This is a genomic window from Leucobacter japonicus (assembly GCF_001273855.1).
Classification (GTDB): domain Bacteria; phylum Actinomycetota; class Actinomycetes; order Actinomycetales; family Microbacteriaceae; genus Leucobacter; species Leucobacter japonicus.
Window position 1 is genome coordinate 164049 of the sequence record NZ_JHBX01000079.1, and the last position, 17428, is coordinate 181476.

At 66.0% G+C, this 17428-nt stretch carries 15 protein-coding genes; 10 read left to right on the forward strand and 5 right to left on the reverse strand.

The window, feature by feature from the left end; genetic code table 11:
* Positions 1–173: 173 nt before the first annotated feature.
* The 7 genes from AMS67_RS03510 to AMS67_RS03540 all read left to right on the forward strand — a co-directional run bounded on the left by AMS67_RS03510 (position 174) and on the right by AMS67_RS03540 (position 7401).
* The gene (locus tag AMS67_RS03510) at positions 174–1334 is read left to right on the forward strand and encodes a sugar ABC transporter substrate-binding protein (RefSeq protein ID WP_053386116.1); all 1161 of its coding nucleotides are present in this window, start codon (positions 174–176) and stop codon (positions 1332–1334) included.
* Between the two features lie 84 nt (positions 1335–1418).
* Positions 1419–2930 carry a sugar ABC transporter ATP-binding protein gene (locus tag AMS67_RS03515; RefSeq protein ID WP_053386117.1) on the forward strand — a complete coding sequence of 504 codons (1512 nt, stop codon included), beginning with the start codon at positions 1419–1421 and terminating at the stop codon, positions 2928–2930.
* Positions 2927–3919 (forward strand): ABC transporter permease, encoded by a 993-nt coding sequence (locus AMS67_RS03520; RefSeq protein WP_053386118.1) that lies wholly within the window; start codon positions 2927–2929, stop codon positions 3917–3919. Before AMS67_RS03515 ends, AMS67_RS03520 begins: the two co-directional genes overlap by 4 nt.
* Positions 3916–4890, forward strand: coding sequence for an ABC transporter permease (locus AMS67_RS03525; RefSeq protein WP_075201209.1), 975 nt, complete (start codon positions 3916–3918; stop codon positions 4888–4890). Before AMS67_RS03520 ends, AMS67_RS03525 begins: the two co-directional genes overlap by 4 nt.
* A 13-nt stretch (positions 4891–4903) precedes the next feature.
* On the forward strand, positions 4904–5713 hold the full coding sequence (locus AMS67_RS03530) for an SDR family NAD(P)-dependent oxidoreductase (protein WP_053386119.1): 810 nt from the start codon (positions 4904–4906) through the stop codon (positions 5711–5713).
* A 75-nt stretch (positions 5714–5788) separates the two neighbouring features.
* Positions 5789–6577 (forward strand): SDR family NAD(P)-dependent oxidoreductase, encoded by a 789-nt coding sequence (locus tag AMS67_RS03535; RefSeq protein ID WP_053386120.1) that lies wholly within the window; start codon positions 5789–5791, stop codon positions 6575–6577.
* Positions 6578–6606: 29 nt separating this feature from the next.
* The gene (locus AMS67_RS03540; protein ID WP_053386121.1) at positions 6607–7401 is read left to right on the forward strand and encodes an SDR family NAD(P)-dependent oxidoreductase; all 795 of its coding nucleotides are present in this window, start codon (positions 6607–6609) and stop codon (positions 7399–7401) included.
* A gap of 128 nt (positions 7402–7529) precedes the next feature.
* Here the strand turns inward: AMS67_RS03540 and AMS67_RS03545 are convergent, their stop codons facing one another.
* The 5 genes from AMS67_RS03545 to AMS67_RS03565 all read right to left on the reverse strand — a co-directional run bounded on the left by AMS67_RS03545 (position 7530) and on the right by AMS67_RS03565 (position 12954).
* Entirely contained in the window at positions 7530–8594 is a 1065-nt protein-coding gene (locus AMS67_RS03545; RefSeq protein ID WP_082305259.1) for a LacI family DNA-binding transcriptional regulator, read from the reverse strand.
* Between the two features lie 125 nt (positions 8595–8719).
* The gene (locus tag AMS67_RS03550; RefSeq protein WP_053386123.1) at positions 8720–9976 is read right to left on the reverse strand and encodes a M24 family metallopeptidase; all 1257 of its coding nucleotides are present in this window, start codon (positions 9974–9976) and stop codon (positions 8720–8722) included.
* A gap of 291 nt (positions 9977–10267) precedes the next feature.
* A complete protein-coding gene (locus AMS67_RS03555; protein WP_053386124.1) occupies positions 10268–11644 on the reverse strand; it encodes an NADP-dependent succinic semialdehyde dehydrogenase in 1377 nt (458 codons plus the stop codon).
* Between the two features lie 27 nt (positions 11645–11671).
* Positions 11672–12394 carry a GntR family transcriptional regulator gene (locus tag AMS67_RS03560; protein ID WP_082305266.1) on the reverse strand — a complete coding sequence of 241 codons (723 nt, stop codon included), beginning with the start codon at positions 12392–12394 and terminating at the stop codon, positions 11672–11674.
* Between the two features lie 35 nt (positions 12395–12429).
* Entirely contained in the window at positions 12430–12954 is a 525-nt protein-coding gene (locus tag AMS67_RS03565) for a VOC family protein (protein ID WP_053386125.1), read from the reverse strand.
* A gap of 150 nt (positions 12955–13104) precedes the next feature.
* Between AMS67_RS03565 and AMS67_RS03570 the strand changes: the two genes are divergently transcribed.
* The 3 genes from AMS67_RS03570 to AMS67_RS03580 are packed head-to-tail and all read left to right on the forward strand — an operon-like array spanning position 13105 to position 17303.
* Positions 13105–15294 (forward strand): alpha-ketoacid dehydrogenase subunit alpha/beta, encoded by a 2190-nt coding sequence (locus AMS67_RS03570; RefSeq protein WP_053386169.1) that lies wholly within the window; start codon positions 13105–13107, stop codon positions 15292–15294.
* Entirely contained in the window at positions 15294–16658 is a 1365-nt protein-coding gene (locus AMS67_RS03575) for a pyruvate dehydrogenase complex dihydrolipoamide acetyltransferase (RefSeq protein ID WP_053386126.1), read from the forward strand. Before AMS67_RS03570 ends, AMS67_RS03575 begins: the two co-directional genes overlap by 1 nt.
* 18 nt (positions 16659–16676) lie before the next feature.
* The gene (locus tag AMS67_RS03580) at positions 16677–17303 is read left to right on the forward strand and encodes an FMN-dependent NADH-azoreductase (RefSeq protein WP_053386127.1); all 627 of its coding nucleotides are present in this window, start codon (positions 16677–16679) and stop codon (positions 17301–17303) included.
* The last annotated feature ends 125 nt before the right edge of the window (positions 17304–17428 follow it).

Consider the following 17428-nt stretch of genomic DNA (forward strand, 5'->3'; position numbering starts at 1 on the left):
GTTGTGTTCAGTCACGATCTATGGAAGAGTACTTTTCGCCGGGCTCGTCTGCCATCTGCATCGTAGACATTTCCGGCCAGTTTCACGTTGGTACATCAAGCGGATCAGGGAGAGCACCGGAGCTGGTGCGGTACTCGGGCCTCGCGAAAACCGTGTTGCAAAGGAGCATCGAGATGAAATCAATCGGTTCACGATTCACCACCTGGCGAAAGGTGGGAATCGCCATCGCCTCCCTGGGCCTCGCCGCCAGCCTGGCTGCGTGCGGAAGCGGCGGCGGATCAGCTGCCGGCGGCGCCGAAGGCGGGACGACGACCGAGGGCAGCGGCACTCTCGACGGGGACGGCCAGAACCTCATCGTGTTCATGCCCACCACGTCGAATGTCTACATGGCCGCCGACCTCGCCGCGATCAAGAGCGAGGCCAAAGAACTGAACTTCACGGTCAAGGCATTCGAGAACAATTTCGATCAGACCGAGCAGGACCAGCAGGTGCAGGAATGGATCGCCACTGGCGAGGATGCCGCTGCGATTCTGTTCTGGCCCAGCGCGGGAGAGGCCGCGACGAACTCGATCCGACTGCTGTCGCAGAAGGCTCCGGTGTTCCAGTTCAATCAGGGTGTGCAGCCCGACGCAGAAGAGTTCGTGACCGCCTACGCCGGTGTGAGCGACCTCGGCATCGGTGAGCAGGCAGGCAAGAGCGCGCTCGAGTCACTGGAAGCGCGCAAGGCCGAAGGCGTCAAGTTCAGCGGCCCAGACGGGAAGCCGAACATCATCGAGTTCCGCTTCCCCACCGGCTACGTTGCCGGCGACGACCGCCACGAGGCGTTTGTCAAGGCAACCGACGGGGCGTTCAACGAGCTCGTCGTGGAGCCGCTGAAGGCGACCGACGCGCAGTCCGGTTACGAGGCTGCCAGCCAGATCATTCCGAAGTTCAAGAGCGATGGCATCGACTACATCTACGCGCAGAACAACAACTCTGCCGCGGGCGTGGTGCAAGCGCTCGAGCAGAACGGCCTGACCCCGGGCGAGGACGTCATCGTTGTGGCGGGCGACTACTCGGGCGACAAGGCTCCGCTGCGCGAGGGCAAGATTGCCTCCGCCGTGATTCAGTCTCCGGTGCTCGAGGGCATGCTCGTCGTGCGCACCGCAGCGCAGTACCTCGCTACCGGCGAGGTCGTCGATGGCACGGCAACGCTGCCCTCCGATGAGGAGAAGCCGGAACTCGAGATGACGCCGCCGAACAAGACGACATTCATGATGAATCCGCCGATCACGGCCGACACCTACGATTCGTTCAAGATCTGGGGCATGACGGTCGACGATCTGGTCAAGTAGTACGAGGTATACGCCTCGGGCCGGCGCTGCACGATTTCGTCAGCGCCGGCCCTTCCAGACCACCACCACGAAGGAGTGAGTGTGATGCAGGATCCACAGCCGTTCCGGCTGCTGGCCGAGAACGTCTCCAAGACGTACGGAGCCGTGCGGGCACTGAGCGACGTGCGTTTCGAGCTCAAACCCGGCGAGGTAATGGCGCTGCTCGGAGAGAACGGCGCCGGGAAGAGCACGATCGTCAAAGTCATCTCCGGGCTGGTGAAACCCGATGCCGGAGCCGACATCACGATCGACGGATCGCCGGCAGACATCTCGACGAGCGCGCTCTCGCAGTCCGCAGGCATCGCTGTCGTGCAACAGGAATACAGCACGGTTGGAACGATGTCGATCGCCGAGAACCTCGTGCTCGGGCAGATGAACGCTCCACTGTGGTGGGGCCGCGCCAAATTGCGGGCGCACGCGACGTCGCTGCTGCAGCGCGTCGGTCTCGAAACTCTCGATCCCGATACGCTCATCGAGGAGCTCTCGGTTGCGGAGATGCAGCTCATCGAGATTGCGCGCGTGTTGGCGCGTGACGCGAAGATCGTCATCTTCGACGAACCGACAGCAGCACTTTCCGATGCCGAGATCGTGCGCGTGCTCGATGTGGTCAAGGCGCTCGCCGCAGAGGGCCGCAGCATCATCTATGTGACGCACCGCCTCGGCGAGGTCTTCCAGATCGCCGATCGAGTGACGGTGTTCCGTAATGGCCGCAGCGAAGCACCGTGCGAGATCGCCGGTCTCGACGTCGACCAGGTGATCGCCATGATGATCGGTCGCCAACTCGGTCATATGTACCCGCCGCGTTCGGCAGGTATCGGCGAACCGGTGCTGCAGGTCACCGGCCTCCAGGCCCCAGGCCTGAAGAGTGCGATCGACCTTCAGGTGCGCCGCGGCGAGATCGTCGGGCTCACCGGTCAGCTCGGCTCGGGCACGCAGTCGTTCATGCAGAGCCTCGCCGGTGTCGAGAGCGTGCTCGGCGGCAGCGCGACACTGCACGGTCGACGTGTCGATCTGCGCAGCCGCAAACGAGGCATCGCCTCGGGCATCGCTTACTGCTCCGCCGACCGCAAACGAAACGGCATATTCGGCGGAATCTCCATTCTTCGCAATCTGTCGTCACCCTGGCTGAGCCGGGTATCGCGATTCGGCTTCGTGAATCCGCGTATCGAAGCGCAGCAGGCGCGGTCGAATGCCGAGCAGTTCGCCATCGACGTGAAGCGCATGCAATCCTCCGTCGGGACGCTGTCGGGTGGTAACCAGCAGAAGGTCGCGGTCGGTAAATGGTTGGGCATCGCGCCGGAGCTGCTGCTCGTCGAGGAGCCGACCCGCGGCGTCGATGTCGGTGCGCGCGCCGAGATCTATCGGCAGCTGCGCGAACTCAGCGATGCGGGTGTCGCCATCATCGTGAGCTCCTCCGACACGAACGAGGTCTTCGGGCTGTGCGACACCATTGCCACCTTCTTCAAGGGTGAGCAGACGAACATTCGGCCGTGGAGCGAATGGACCGAACCCGATCTCGTGCGCGAGGTCATGCAGCGGAAGGAGAGCGTCGCATGACGACCACCGCCCCCGAAGCCCGCACCACCGCGGTGCAGGTGATTCCGCGCCGGTCGACACTGCATTTCGTGTCGACCTGGGCGTTGCCGATTCTGCTTCTCGTGATTGTCGTGATCGCGGCGCTGACCACGCCCCGCTTCCTCAGCTTCGACAACATCCGTGCGATCCTCATCAACACGTCGATCGTCGGTATCGTCGCCGTGGGCATGACGCCCGTGACGCTCTCCGGCAACTTCTTCTCGCTGGGCGCGACCCAATCGACGGTGCTCGCCGCCGTGCTCTTCCTGAGCGTCGGCAACGTGACCGGATCAGTGCTGCTCGGCATGCTCGCGGCCGTCGCCGTGCTCTGCGTCGTCGGGGTTGCTCAGGGCATGGTCGTCGCTGCGGGTCTGAACCCCATCATCACCACGTTGGCGGTGGGGACTGTGATCTTCGGCCTGGTGACGCTCTTTACCGGCGGTCAGGTCATCGTTCCCGAGGGGATCAGCATCAGCTGGCTCGCGCTCACGAACTTCTTGGGGCTCCCGTTGCCCGTCTACATCTTCGTGGCCTACCTCATCATCAACTGGCTGGTCATCGAGTACACCGTCGTCGGCAGGCGCATCCTGCTGATGGGATCGAATCGCCAGACGGCGCTCAACAGCGGAATCTCGGTGCGACGCACCACCACGTGGGCGTATCTGTTCATGTCGGTGGGGATCGCGATCGCCGGCATTCTCTCCGCAGCGCAGCTGCGCCAGATCCAGTCGAACGACCTCTCCACACTCACGATGGACGTGATCGCGGCGGTGCTCGTCGGTGGCTCGGCGATCGCCGGCGGTGAGGGCTCGCCCCTCCGCTCGGCGCTCGGCGCGCTGCTGATCGTCGTGCTGTCGAACATCATGCTGCTGCTCGGGCTGCCCACCGGTGTGCGCCTGCTCGGTGTCGGCCTGCTCGTCGTCATCGTCGTGTCCGTGCTCCACGTACTTCGAAAGGCGACCGCACGATGAACGACAAGCTTCGACTCATCGCACGCCGCTACGGCCTGCAACTCGGCATCTTCGCGCTGCTGATCGTCGCGCTCTCATTCCTCGCACCCGACTTCGGCGGAGAATCGGCGGTGTACGCGATTCTCGAGCGACTCGTACTGCTCGGCATCATCACGGCCGGTCTCGCCGTGACGATGATCGCCGCAGAACTCGACTTGTCGGTTGCCGGCATGGCGGTGTTCGCCGGCGTCATCGCCGTGCAGCTCGGCGACCTCGGCCTGTTCCCGAGCATCGCGATTGCGAGCATCGCCGGTGCCGCAGTCGGCGCCCTGCAGGGCTGGCTCATCGCGAAGCTCGGCATCAACTCACTGGTGTTCACCGTCGGCATGCTCACGGTGCTCCAGGGTGCCGCATGGATTCTCGCCGGTGGAGGCCCCGTGATGCTCAAGAACTACCTGGCCACCGACCCGCTTCTGGTGAAGTACTGGGTCTTCTCGCCGATCTCAATCACCGCGATCATCGTGATGGTACTCATCGGCGTCTTCCTGACCTGGACGCGTTGGGGTCGCGAGATCTATGCGATCGGCGGTGCGCGGCACGAGGCGACGGCCGCCGGGGTGTCGACCAAGCGATCGATGGTGCTGGCCTTCGGTATCTCTGGCTTCGCGAGCGCTCTCGCGGGCTCGTTGTCGGCGATGAAGGGCGGCTCGGTCACCCCCGATAGCTTCGGATCCGTGATGCTGACCTGTGTCGCCGCGGCGCTGATCGGTGGTGTCAGCCTCTACGGCGGCCGGGGCAACGTGCTCAACATCGTGCTCGGTGTGCTCATCATCGCGGTACTCGCCGCGGGATTGTCGTCCATGGGGGTGCAATCGTTCATCACGGAGCTGTTGACCGGAGCGCTGCTGCTCATCGTGATCGTCGTGGAGTTCATCATCCTGCGGATCTCTGCCCGCAACCGCATTGCACGACTGCGCGCCGAACGCGCGTAGAGAAGGAGACGACATGACTACCGAGTTCACGCGCCGACCGGGCCAGCAGTTCGCTGGAAAGGTCGCCTTCATCACCGGAGCCGCATCAGGCAACGGTCGAGCGATCGCGAAGCGGCTCGCAGAAGACGGGGCGGCGATTGTCTGCGCGGACCTGCGACGAGATACGCAGTCCCCGGCATTCGATGGCGCCGATCCGACCGACGCGCTCATCACGGCGGCCGGCGGTCAAGCGATGTTCGTCGAATGCGATGTGACTGATGGCGCCCCGGTCACCGCGGCCTACGCGGCGACGCTCGAACGCTTCGGCCGCCTCGACATCGTGATCGCGAATGCGGGTATCTCGCCGCAGCCGCCCGAGCACCTGCCTGAGGAACAGTTCGAGATCTTCCAGCGGGTGACCCGGGTCAATCAAGAGGGCGCCTGGTGGACGGCTCGTGAAGGTTCCCGGATTCTCCGTGAGCAGGGAGAAGGCGGCAAGATCGTCTTCACCTCGTCGATCGCCGGGCTCGTCGGCTCAGACTCCGGTGCGCATTACTGCATGAGCAAGGGTGCGGTGAATCAACTCACCCGTGCACTTGCATTTCAAATGGCAGGCCATGGCATTTGCGTGAACGCCGTCTGCCCGGGCTTCGTGCGCACGGCGATGACGGAGCATTACCTCTCCGATCCTGAACGGGCGGAGCTGGTGAATCGTCAGCATCCGCTGGGTCGAGTGGGAGAGGCAAGCGACGTGGCGAACGCGGTCGCGTTCCTCGCCGGCCCTGAGGCGGACTGGATCACCGGTGTGCTGCTGCCGGTCGATGGCGGGTACACCGCAATATGACGTGGGCGCCTTCGGGCGTCCGATTTCAACTCCGCGACGGCACTGCCGCGGACACATTGATAGAGGAGATACATCATGGCGGGACGGCTCGCAGGGAAGACGGTCGGCATCACGGGTGCCGCAAGCGGAATGGGGCTCGCGTTCGCCCATCGCTTCGCAGCCGAGGGCGCGAACGTGCTCATCGTCGATCTTGATCCGGCAGCGGCCGAGAAGGCGGCGAAGAGTATCGTCGCGGCCGGGGGCGCCGCGGAGTTCGCGCAAGCGAACGTGACGGATCGCGCGCAGATCGCAGCGGCGATTCAGGTTGCGGTGAGCGCATTCGGCGGAATCGATATCTGGTTCAACAACGCTGGGTTCAACAAGCCGCTGCACTTCCTCGACGTCACCGAGGAGAACTGGGCGGCAATCATGGATGTCAATGCCAAGGGTGTGCTCATCGGTACGCAAGAAGCGGCGAAGCAGTTCATCGCGCAAGGCACGCCGGGCAAGGTCATCAACACGGCGTCGATCTCGGGACGTAAGGGCGACGCCAACACGGCGCCCTACTGCGCGTCGAAGTCGGCAGTGATTTCACTCACGCAGTCGGCTGCCATCGCTCTGGCCGATCAGGACATCACGGTCAACGCCTTCGCGCCCGGCGTCGTTGCAACCCCGCTGTGGGTGCAGCTGGACGAAGACCTGATGGAGATCGGCGAGGCTTCCGCACCGGGTGAGGCCATGGAGAACTTCGCGAGCAACATCCTGCGCGGTCGCGTGGCTCAGGCGGACGACATCACCGGAACGGCGATGTACCTCGCGTCGGCGGACTCCGACTACATGACCGGTCAGGTCATCATGATCGACGGCGGAATGATCCTCGTCTAATCGGCGAAGATTCGGAAAAGGACAGCACCATGACAGCTACTGCAGAGCGCAAGGTCGCGTTCATCACCGGCGCGAGCGGGGGCCAGGGAAAGGTCGCCGTGGAGAAGTTCGTCAGCGAGGGGTATCGTGTCGTCGCGGCCGACCTGTCGATCGATGCCGTCGCCGGTGTGCGCGACGAAGTGGTATCACGGTACGAGGGAGCTGACGTGCTCGCGTTGGCCGTCGACCAGGGGTCGGAGGAATCGCTCGTCGCGGCCGCTGCCGCCGTGCGCGAGTGGTCGGGCAAAATCGACGCGCTGCTGCTCTTCGCCGGCGTCGTGCAGCGTGACGGCATTCCGCTGCTCTCCATGAGTACCGCGGAGTGGGACCGGGTGCACGGGGTGAACCTGCGGGGCGTATTCTTCGCGTGCCGCGAGCTCGCTCCGCTCATTCCCACGCAAGCCGGCGGCTCGATCGTGACCATCTCGTCGTGGTGGGGTCAGTCTGCGCACCCGTTCTACTCGGCCTACTGCACGTCGAAGGCCGGCGTGATCAGTCTGACGCAGAGCCTTGCGGCGGAGCTCGCCGACAGCGGTATTCGCGTCAATTCGGTGGCGCCGGGCAACATCGATACGCCGATGCACCGCGAGGCGCTCCGGGGCGAGGCAGAAGAACGCGGTGTGAGCTTCGACGAAATGAAGGCGATCGAGTGGGCGAAGATCCCGCTGAAGGTCGCCGGCCCACCGAGCGCCATCGTCGATGCGGCATTCTGGCTCGCATCCGACCAGTCTTCGTACGTCACGGGGGCGACGATCGACGTCAACGGGGGCGTGCAGATGCGCTGATACCGCGTCGAGGGAAAGACGAACGGGCCGTGGGAGGTGCCTCCCGCGGCCCGTTGCTGTGCGCGATGATCGCTGCAGCGACGGTGTCGCCCCGCCGCGGAATCGCGCGAACGGGACGATACCGGTGATCAGAACACTTCGCGTGCCGGGCCGGTCGAGTTGCGCTCGATGTACTCGGGGGCGAGCATGCGAAGCTCGGGCAACACTGCGGTGCCTGCGATGGCGCCGAGCACGAGGTGCGCGCTCTGGCGGCCGATCTCGTGGGCGGGAAGTCGCACGGTGGAGAGCGCCGGATCGAGATGGTCGACGAGCGGTGCGTCGTTGTACCCCACGATCGAGACATCTCGCGGGCACTCGAGACCGGCCTCGCGCGCTGCGTCGAGGGCGCCGACAGCCATCAAATCGTTGTGCGCGAAGACCGCAGTGGGACGATCCGCTGGTGGGGCGGCGAAGAGCAACCGAGCCAGACGACGACCCTCCTCGACCGTGCTGGCAGCGGCTCGGGCTCCCGATGAGACATCACGCGCCAGTGGTTCGGAGTCGATCGCGTCGGTGAACCCCCGACCGCGATTGACGAACGAGGAGATGTTTTCGGCCCCGGGCAGTTGCGCGATTCGGCGGTGCCCGAGATCGATCAGCGTGCGCACCGCCGCGCGGGCCCCGAGAAAGTCGTTCTGCATCACCTGCAGCGGCACCGACGCCAGCGCATCGCCGGCACCGATGTCGAATCCGCGCACCGCCAAGACGACGGGCACCTGCTGCGAGATCTCTGCCACATACGCCTCGTCCGAAAGATGTGCAGCGGTGAGAATGATGGCGTCGACGCGATTGTCGAGGAGTCGTTTCACGGTGTTGCGCAGTGCACGAGGATCATCGCGGGTTTCCGTGACGAGCGGCAGCAGATCGTGCGCGCGCACCTCTTCTTCGATGCCGCGCAGGAGCGTGACGATGAACGGATTCGCGAAGTCTGCGACGACGATTCCCAGAGTGCCGGTACTGCCGCGGCGCAGCGATCGCGCCAGTGCATTCGCGCGATACCCGAGCAATGCGGCGGCCTCGAGCACCCGCGTGCGAGTCGACTCGTTGACCAAGTGGGATTGACGCTCGTTCAGCGCCCGCGAAGCAGTGGCCACATGCACGCCTGCGTGCTCCGCCACATCGCGCAAAGTCGCTACTCGTTCAGCGGGCGCCATCACTGCTCCTCGGGTCTTTCGTCAGTCGCGCCGGGAACGCGCTGCGCGGCATTGCGCGACCCGGGAGTCTCGGTACTCAGGCCTCTACTATGGCATCTTCCCAGCCTGCCGTGCGCGTGCACGGATCAGAACGCGTTCGCGACGATGAGGTCGGTCGCCGGATACTTGGTGATCACGACGGGGCCGTCGTCCGTGATGACGAGCTCTTCCTCGATGCGCGCCGCAGAGAATCCATCTGTGGCGGGGCAGTAGGTCTCGACGGCGAACACCATGCCGGCTTTGATTTCGACCGGCTCGCGGTAGCTGTTCAAGCGCGAGATGATCGGTCGCTCATGGAGGCCGAGGCCGAGGCCGTGGCAGAACTGGAGGCCGAATGCCGAGAGCTCATCGTCGAATCCGAGTGACTCGGCGGTCGGGAAGAGCGAAGCGATCTCGTCGGAGCCGACGCCTGGTTTGATCGCGGAGATGGCATTGTCCATCCACTCGCGAGCCTGACTGTATGCGGAGCGTTGCGCGCCGGTCGCGCTGCCCACGTTGAACGTGCGGTAATAGCACGTGCGGTAGCCGTTGAACGAGTGGATGATGTCGAAGAACGCCTGGTCGCCTGGCCGGATGATGCGGTCGGTGAAGTTGTGCGGGTGCGGGTTGCACCGCTCGCCCGAGATCGCATTGATGGCCTCGACCTGGTCGGAGCCGTACTCGTAGAGCTTCTTGGCTGCGAGGGCGACGATATCGCTCTCGCGCACGCCAGGCTTCAACGCTTCGACAATGTCGGTGTACACGCCGTCGACCATGGCAGCGGCCTGGTTCATGAGCATGATCTCGTCCGTGCTCTTGATCTCGCGGGCGTCAAGCATGTGCTGCTGGGCATCGACGACGGTGAACCCCTGCCGCTGCATCTCGAAGAGGAACGGGGGCTCGACGATGTCGATGCCGACCGGTGAGTTTTGCAGGCCGAGGTCGGTGAGAATGCCCTTGATCTGCGTGACGGCGTCGACCATGAGACCGGCGGTGGGTGCAACGGCGCCGCGGAAGCCGAGGAACCCGGGGTGATTGTGGTCGTGCTGCAGCCAGGGTGAGTAGAGCTGATGGTGCTTCACCGCCGAGCCGAAATCCCAGAGATGCGGTTCGCCGCCGCGAGTGAGCAAGGCGTAACGGATCATCTTGTCGCCGAGCGCACCGCCGACCCAAGATTGCGTGGTGTAGCGGATGTTATAGAAATCGAAGAGGAGAAAGGCGCCGCACTCGCTCGCCTCGAGGGCGGCCTGGGCGCGCGTGAGCCGGTAGTCGCGCAGACGGTCGAAGTCGACGCGAGTCTCGTAGTCGACGCCCATGATTCCGGGGGTCAGGAGGCGACTGGGTGCCCGGTTCGTATCCGCCATGATTCTGACCTCGCTTCGTCGAGAGTTCAGCTGGGCTGCATGAGCCGCGCTGTTGAGTGCTAAGAGTGAACACTAACAGGCAATGCGAACGTTTGCAAACATCGTGCAATGATCGTGAAACTCTCCCTTATCACAGTCATGCAAACGATTGAATAACGATCCTTGTTGGAGAGTCGTGTTTTGCCAGCCTGACTGAACATGGAGGTAGCGAAAACAACACCTGCCCCGGACCCGACGAGCGGGGCCGGGGCAGGCAATGTGGCGCGAGACGCCGTGCCGCAGGCGCTGCGACTAGCCGCGCCACACCGACTTCAGGTTGCAGAACTCACGAATGCCCTCGGCCGAGAGCTCGCGACCGATGCCCGAATCCTTGACCCCGCCTAATGGCAGTTCGGGGTATGAAATTGACATGCCGTTGACGAACACTGCGCCGGCGTCGAGCCCGTTCACGAAGTACTCCTCTTCCTCGGCGTCGCGCGTCCACACCGCGGAGCTCAGTCCGAATGTCGTGTCGTTGGCGAGGCTCAGCGCCTCCTCGCGATCGGCGACGCGGAAAACGCTCGCCGCCGGCCCGAAAGCCTCTTCGGCGTAGAGGCGCATGTCGCGGGTCACGCCGGTGATCACGGTCGCTGGGTAGAACCAGCCCGGTCGATCGAGGCGCTCTCCCCCCGTCGTGATGAGGGCTCCGTGTTCACGCGCGTCGACGACGAGTTCATCGAGGTCGTGCAGGCCGGCCTCCGTGGCGAGCGGCCCGAGCTCGGTTGCCTCGTCCATCGGGTCGCCGATCACGAGCGCGTCCATAGCCGCGGTGAATCGCTCGAGGAACGCTTCGTAGATGTCGGCGTGAACGATCACGCGCTTCGCGTTGATGCACGCTTGACCATTGTTCGTCGTGCGCGAGGCTACGGCTGTCTGCACTGCGGCGTCGAGATCGGCAGAGGGCATTACGATGAATGGATCGGACCCGCCAAGTTCGAGCACCGCATGTTTGACCTCGGAGCCGGCGATGCTCGCGACCGAGCGCCCCGCGGGTTCCGAGCCGGTAAGCGTTGCGGCGACGACTCGTCGGTCGCGAAGCACCCCCTCGACGCGCGATGCCGGAATCAGCAGCGAGCGGAAACTGCCGCTCGGAAATCCGGCCCGATCGAACAGTGTGTCGAGGTAGATGGCGGCCTGCGGCACGTTCGAGGCGTGCTTCAGCACCCCGGCATTGCCCGCCATCAGCGCGGGTGCGGCGAAGCGGATCACCTGCCACAGCGGGTAGTTCCAGGGCATCACGGCGAGCACGACGCCGAGTGGCTGGTATCGCGATTCGGCCGAGCTGGCGCCGATGGTGTCGGGGTCGTCGACGGCGCGGGGGCTGAGGAACTCTTCAGCCCGGTCCGCGTAGAAGCGCATCCCCTTCGCGCACTTGAGCACCTCGCCGCGGGCCTGTGTGATGGTCTTGCCCATTTCGAGCACGAGCATCTTGGCGGCAGCGTCGAGGTCGGCCTCGAGCAGGTCGGCAGCCCGGTGCATCCATGCCGAACGAGTGGCGAAGTCGGTGGTGCGCATCGCGAGGTAGGCGGCGTGTGCTTCTGCGATGCGTGCATCGACTTCGGCGTCGGTGTGCGCAGTGAACTCGGCGACGAGTTCGCCGGTAGCGGGATTGATGGTGGCGATGGCCATGGATGGTGCTCCTTTGCGTTCAGCGGGTCATGCGGAAGCGGCGGGATCGCCCGGCGCTGCGAAGATCTCGGGGTGCTGGGCGAGCTGTCGGCGCGTGCGCCGAATGTGTCCGGCGAGCACGCGTTCGGCCTCGTCGAGGTCGCCGTCGCGCAGCATCTCGATGAGCAGGCGGTGTTCGTCGTCCGCGAGCCGGCGCAGGCGCGGGGTCCACGTCGCCACGTATGCGCGCCGGTAGGGGGCGGTCGTGTTCCAGAGCTTGGTGATGAGTTCGCCGAGCTGCTGCGTGTCGGCGTGCGCGTAACTGGCGAGGTGGAACGCGCGGTCGGCGCGCAAGAATCCGTCGACGTCGCCGTCGGCCGATGCGTCGGCGACCTCGGCAGCCAGGCGCTCGAGCTCGGTGAGATCGTCGGGAGTGAGGTGGGGGGCGCTGAAGCGCAGCAGCAGTGGCTCGAGTCGTTCGCGCATGAGGTACACCTCTTCGCACTCGGCCGGGGTGAGGCGAGACACCCACGAGCCTGCATTGGGTCGCGTCGTCACCAGGCCCTCGTGCACGAGAATGCGGATCGCCTCGCGCACCGGCACTCGGCTCGCGCCGAAGCGCTCGGCGAGTTCCTCTTGGCGAATGCGTGCGCCGGGTTGCAGGTCGCCGCCGAGGATGTCGTCGCGGATGCGCCGGGCGATCCGCTCACCCGCGTCGCCGCCGCGCGCTGGTCCCTGTTCGGTGGCCAGGTGCTCGTGAGTGCTGCTCATTCGTTCACCGTAGTTCACGGTTCCGGGTGCCGGGTTCAGCGTTCGGGGTGTGCGGGATGCCAGAGCACGGCATCGGCGTCACGCTCGTACGCCTTGCCCTGCGGAAAGCTCACCAGTTCGAACTGCATGCCCCATGGCGAGCGGAAGTAGATCCAGTGCTGCCCCTCGGCGGACTGCTTGCTCGCCGTCGGCGATCCCATCACCTCGACGCCCTCGGCGCGCAGGTACGCCACCGCCGTCTCAAGGTCGTCGACGTAGAACGCCAGGTGATGCCCCCCGATATCGCTGTTGCGCGGCTCGGGGAGCTGGCCATCGGCGGATTCGTAGAGGAAGACCTCGAAATTCGTGCCGTGGCCGAGCCGGTAGAACCTGATCTCGGAGATCACGGTGCGCGGGTGCACGCCGATGTGCGAGTGCATCCAATCGTCATCCGCCTGTTTCGCGCCGAGCGTGTAGATCTGCTCGCAGCCGAGGATGTCGACCAAGAATCGGTGCGCCTCTGAGAGGTCGGGCACGGTGAAGCCGATGTGATCGGTGCCGCGCAGGCCGGGAATCGGCATGAGTCCTCCTTGAATCGTTCGTCCAATTGTATCCAAACATGCGCCAAATGTGCCAGTAGGTGAGAAAAATGCGCCGCAATGGATTGCATTTGTATCCAATTCAGCATATGTTCGTCACGACGATCGACGAACGAATCAACGGAGATGCACATGCCGCGACGCCGCCAACTCGAGACCGGGGTTCCCTGGATCGAGCTTTCTACGACCGCTGCCGACTGGAAGCGGGCCGATCCGCAGCTGCTCGCGACGATGCTCGGCGAGATGCAGCTCATCCGCACGTTCGAGGAGACCGTGCTCGACCTGGCCGGCGCCGGGCTCGTGCACGGCCCGGCGCACTCGAGTATCGGGCAGGAAGGCGGCGCGGTCGGCTCGATCGTCACCCTGCGGTCATCGGACGGGGTCAACGGTTCGCACCGCGGGCATCATCAGTTCCTCGCAAAGGCCATCACCCATCTCTCGGGCGGTCGGCTCGATCTCGGCGCGCTCGTCGACGGCGACATGCAGGCGATGCTGCAACGCACGCTCGCAGAGATCCTCGGTCTCGCGCAGGGGTTCTCGGGCGGTCGTGGCGGCTCCATGCATCTGCAGTGGCTGGAGGCCGGTGCGCTCGGCACCAATGCGATCGTCGGCGGCGGGGCGCCGCTCGCCGCGGGCAACGCCTGGGCGCAGCACTACGCCGGTACCGATGACGTCAGCATCAACTACTTCGGCGACGGGTCGAGCCAGATCGGCTCGGTGCTCGAATCGATGAACCTCGCCGCGACGTGGAAGACGCCGGTGATGTTCTTCATCGAGAACAACCTCTACGCGGTGTCGACCCACGCCAGTGAAGCCACCGCCGACCCCCGGTTCTCGGTGCGCGGCCAGGGATTCGCGGTTCCGTCGTGGCGCGTCGACGGAATGGATCCACTCGCCGTGCACCTTGCCACGCAGGAGGCGCTCGAGCGCATGCGCGGCGGAGACGGGCCTGCGATCATCGAGGCCGAGGTCTACCGCTTCTTCCACCAGAACGGGCCGTTTCCGGGCAGCGCCTTCGGGTACCGCAGCAAGGATGAGGAGCGCTCGTGGAAAGATCGTGACCCCATCGCGCTCGTCGCCGCACAGCTGCAACAGCTCGGGCACGCGAGCGAGGCCGAGGTCGCTGCGGTGCGCGAGCAGGCGAAGCAGGCGATGGCCGACATCGTGCGCGCTCTGATCGAAGACGACCCGGAGCGCGAGGGCAAGCGTCGCATCGTGCCCGCCCTCTGGCCGGACCCGGCTGTCGTGGACACGGGGATCCGGAGCGATGCCGACGAACTCGCCGAACTCACCGCGAGCGAGCCGACCGACATCGGTGGCGAATGGCGCGACGTGAAACTGGTCGATGCGATCGCGCAGACCATTGACCGACGCATGGAACTCGACGACCGCATCGTGGTACTCGGCGAAGACGTGCACAAGCTCGGCGGCGGCACCAACGGGGCGACGAAGGGCCTGGCCCAGAAGTACGGTCCGCAGCGCGTCGTCGGCACCCCGATCAGCGAGAACGCGTTCTTCGGGTTCGCGACGGGCGCGGCGCTCGACGGGCGCATTCGGCCCATCGTCGAATTCATGTACCCCGACTTCATGTGGGTGGCCGCCGATCAGGTGTTCAATCAGGCGGGCAAGGCGCGTCACATGTTCGGGGACAACGACGACGTGCCGCTGGTGCTGCGCACGAAGGTGGCGATGGGGGTCGGCTACGGATCGCAGCACCTCATGGACCCCGCGGGCATCTTCGCGACGCAGGCCGGGTGGCGCATCGTCGCGGCGTCGAACGCCGCCGACTACGTCGGACTCATGAACGCGGCGCTCGCCCTCGAGGATCCGGTGCTCGTGATCGAGCACGTCGATCTCTACGGCAAGTCCGATCGGGTGCCCGCGGGCGACCTCGACTACGTTATTCCGCCGGGCAACGCGGCGGTACGTCGCGCAGGATCGGACGTCACCGTGCTCACCTATCTGTCGATGGTCGATCACGCGCTCGAAGCCGTCGAGCAGACCGGCATCGACGCGGAAGTCGTCGATCTGCGCTGGCTCGATCGCGCGTCGATCGACTGGGACACGATCGGCGAGAGCGTGCGCAAGACCAACGCCGTGCTGATCGTCGAGCAGGGGGCGCGCGGTTCGTCGTACGGAGCGTGGCTCGCCGACGAGATTCAGCGCCGCTTCTTCGACTGGCTCGACCAGCCCATCGAGCGCGTCACCGGCGGCGAGGCCAGCCCGAGCATCTCGAAAGTGTTGGAGCGGGCGGCGATCGCCGGCACCGAGGAAGTGGTCGCGGGCCTGGAGCACATGCGCGCCGCCTGGGGAGGAAAGTAATGGCCATCATCGTGCGCATGCCCGAGATCGCGACCGGCTCCGCCGAGGCCGCGATTGCCGGATGGCTTGTCGCCCCCGGCGATGAGATTCAGGCGGGTCAGGCGATCGTCGAGATCGAGACCGAGAAGGCGACCGTCGAGTACGAGGTCGAAGACGGCGGCGTTTTCGCCGGCACGCTGCTCGACGCCGGCGCCGCGGCGAACGTCGGCGCACCTATCGCGGTGCTCGCTACCGGCGGGCAGTCGATCGAGAGCGCGCTCGCGGAGGCCGGTGGCCCCGCCTCGGCGAGTGCGGGATCGGCGCCGGCTGATCCGGCACCCGAGCCCACCGCAGCGGGTGAGCCCCGGCCCGCCACGGCACCTGAACCCGCGGGCGGTGCGATCGACGTGATCGAAGCGGATGCAGCGCTCGAGGTGCAGGCGGGTGAGCGTCGGTTCGCGAGCCCGCTCGTGCGCAAGCTGGCGCGGGAGCGCGGCCTCGACCTGTCGAACGTGCGGGGCACTGGGCCGCACGGTCGCATCGTGCGCCGCGACCTCGAGGGGCTCGCGGCGGTGGCCCCCGACGCGGCCCCCAGCGAGGCCACGACCACCCCGGCGACGGCGACGGCACCCGCGGCAGCCCCGCCCGCCAAGCCTGCACCGGCGCCAGCGCCGACTCAGGCGGCAGGGCCCGGCGGCGCGTCGTACACCGACGAGCCGCACACCGGAATGCGCCGAGCGATCGCGCGGCGGCTCACCGAGAGCAAGAGCACGGTGCCGCACTTCTACCTCGTCGCCGATTGCCGTGTCGACGCGCTGCTCGCGCTGCGCGCCCAGATCAATGAGCTCGAGGGCACGAAAGTCTCGGTCAACGACTTCGTCGTGAAAGCGGTCGCGGGGGCCCTGCGCGATGTGCCGGGCGCGAATGCGATCTGGACCGACGATGCGACCCGCCGTTTCGACGGCGTCGACATCTCGGTTGCGGTCTCGGTACCCGGTGGGCTGTTGACCCCGGTCGTGCGCGGCACCGAGGCGCTGTCGCTCGGCGCGCTCAGCGCTGCCATCAAAGATCTTGCGGGCCGCGCTCGTGACGGCAAGTTGAAGCAGCACGAGCTCGAAGGCGGGTCGTTCTCGGTGTCGAACCTCGGAATGTACGGCACGACGCAGTTCTCGGCGATCCTGAACCCGCCGCAGTCGGGCATTCTCGCGGTCGGAGCGGCCACGCGCCGCCCGGTCGTCGAAGCCGACGGATCGCTCGGCGTCGCCACGGTGATGACGGTCACGCTCTCGGCGGATCACCGGGTGCTCGACGGGGCGCTCGCCGCAGAGTGGCTCGCCGCGTTCCAGCGACGCATCGAGCAGCCGATGAGTATTCTCGTCTCGTAACCCACGAAAGGGGCCGCAATGCCGACACTGCTGCAGCTCGACGGAGCCATCGCCGACGAGGCCTCGCGCACCCGCGTACTCACCCGGGCCGTTGCCGATGCGTGGACGGCGCGGGGTGACGACTTCACGGTGGTGCACCGCGATCTGCACCTCGATCCGCCGCCGCACCTCGCGCAGCGCGCGCAGCACTGGCCCGAGTCGTTGCGGGGCGGTGCCGCGCTGGCGACTGCGACGCAGTCGGTGCAGGATCACCTCATCGCCGAACTCCTCGCCGCCGATGCGGTGGTGGTCGGTGCGCCGATGTACAACTACGCGATGCCGTCGACGCTGAAAGCGTGGATCGATCTCGTGCACGTTCCCGGTGTGACTTCGTCGTGGGCCGACTCGGCGCTGCCGCTCGCCGGCCGCCCGGTGGTCATCGCGACCGCGCAGGGCGGGCCGCTCGAGCCGGGGGTCGAGGAGTTTGTGACGAAGCCGCTCGCCCACCTCTTCGGAACGGCGTTCGGCATGGAGGTGCACGTCGTCGGCACGAGCCGCACGTTGGCCGAGATGATCCCCGAGCTCGGCCCCGAGTGGGCCGCCGCCGACTTCGCGCGCGCCCGTGATGAGGCGTCCGCGCTGGGCAGTTCGGTCGCAGCGGGCTAGCGCCCGCGCCGCCGCACCGCCGTCCGTCACTCTCGCATCGGGGTCACTTTCGGAGGGTGCGGAGGCTGCAACACGCTCCCAAAGTGACCCCGGTCGCAGGTAGCGCAGCTGAGCCCGCGCCGCAG

What these genes read in the sequence shown, in the direction of transcription:
- AMS67_RS03510 (WP_053386116.1), top strand. Translation starts at nt 174, where the DNA reads ATGAAATCAATCGGTTCACGATTCACCACCTGGCGAAAGGTGGGAATC.
- AMS67_RS03515 (WP_053386117.1), top strand. Translation starts at nt 1,419, where the DNA reads ATGCAGGATCCACAGCCGTTCCGGCTGCTGGCCGAGAACGTCTCCAAG.
- AMS67_RS03520 (WP_053386118.1), top strand. Translation starts at nt 2,927, where the DNA reads ATGACGACCACCGCCCCCGAAGCCCGCACCACCGCGGTGCAGGTGATT.
- AMS67_RS03525 (WP_075201209.1), top strand. Translation starts at nt 3,916, where the DNA reads ATGAACGACAAGCTTCGACTCATCGCACGCCGCTACGGCCTGCAACTC.
- AMS67_RS03530 (WP_053386119.1), top strand. Translation starts at nt 4,904, where the DNA reads ATGACTACCGAGTTCACGCGCCGACCGGGCCAGCAGTTCGCTGGAAAG.
- AMS67_RS03535 (WP_053386120.1), top strand. Translation starts at nt 5,789, where the DNA reads ATGGCGGGACGGCTCGCAGGGAAGACGGTCGGCATCACGGGTGCCGCA.
- AMS67_RS03540 (WP_053386121.1), top strand. Translation starts at nt 6,607, where the DNA reads ATGACAGCTACTGCAGAGCGCAAGGTCGCGTTCATCACCGGCGCGAGC.
- AMS67_RS03545 (WP_082305259.1), bottom strand. Translation starts at nt 8,594, where the DNA reads ATGGCGCCCGCTGAACGAGTAGCGACTTTGCGCGATGTGGCGGAGCAC.
- AMS67_RS03550 (WP_053386123.1), bottom strand. Translation starts at nt 9,976, where the DNA reads ATGGCGGATACGAACCGGGCACCCAGTCGCCTCCTGACCCCCGGAATC.
- AMS67_RS03555 (WP_053386124.1), bottom strand. Translation starts at nt 11,644, where the DNA reads ATGGCCATCGCCACCATCAATCCCGCTACCGGCGAACTCGTCGCCGAG.
- AMS67_RS03560 (WP_082305266.1), bottom strand. Translation starts at nt 12,394, where the DNA reads ATGAGCAGCACTCACGAGCACCTGGCCACCGAACAGGGACCAGCGCGC.
- AMS67_RS03565 (WP_053386125.1), bottom strand. Translation starts at nt 12,954, where the DNA reads ATGCCGATTCCCGGCCTGCGCGGCACCGATCACATCGGCTTCACCGTG.
- AMS67_RS03570 (WP_053386169.1), top strand. Translation starts at nt 13,105, where the DNA reads ATGCCGCGACGCCGCCAACTCGAGACCGGGGTTCCCTGGATCGAGCTT.
- AMS67_RS03575 (WP_053386126.1), top strand. Translation starts at nt 15,294, where the DNA reads ATGGCCATCATCGTGCGCATGCCCGAGATCGCGACCGGCTCCGCCGAG.
- AMS67_RS03580 (WP_053386127.1), top strand. Translation starts at nt 16,677, where the DNA reads ATGCCGACACTGCTGCAGCTCGACGGAGCCATCGCCGACGAGGCCTCG.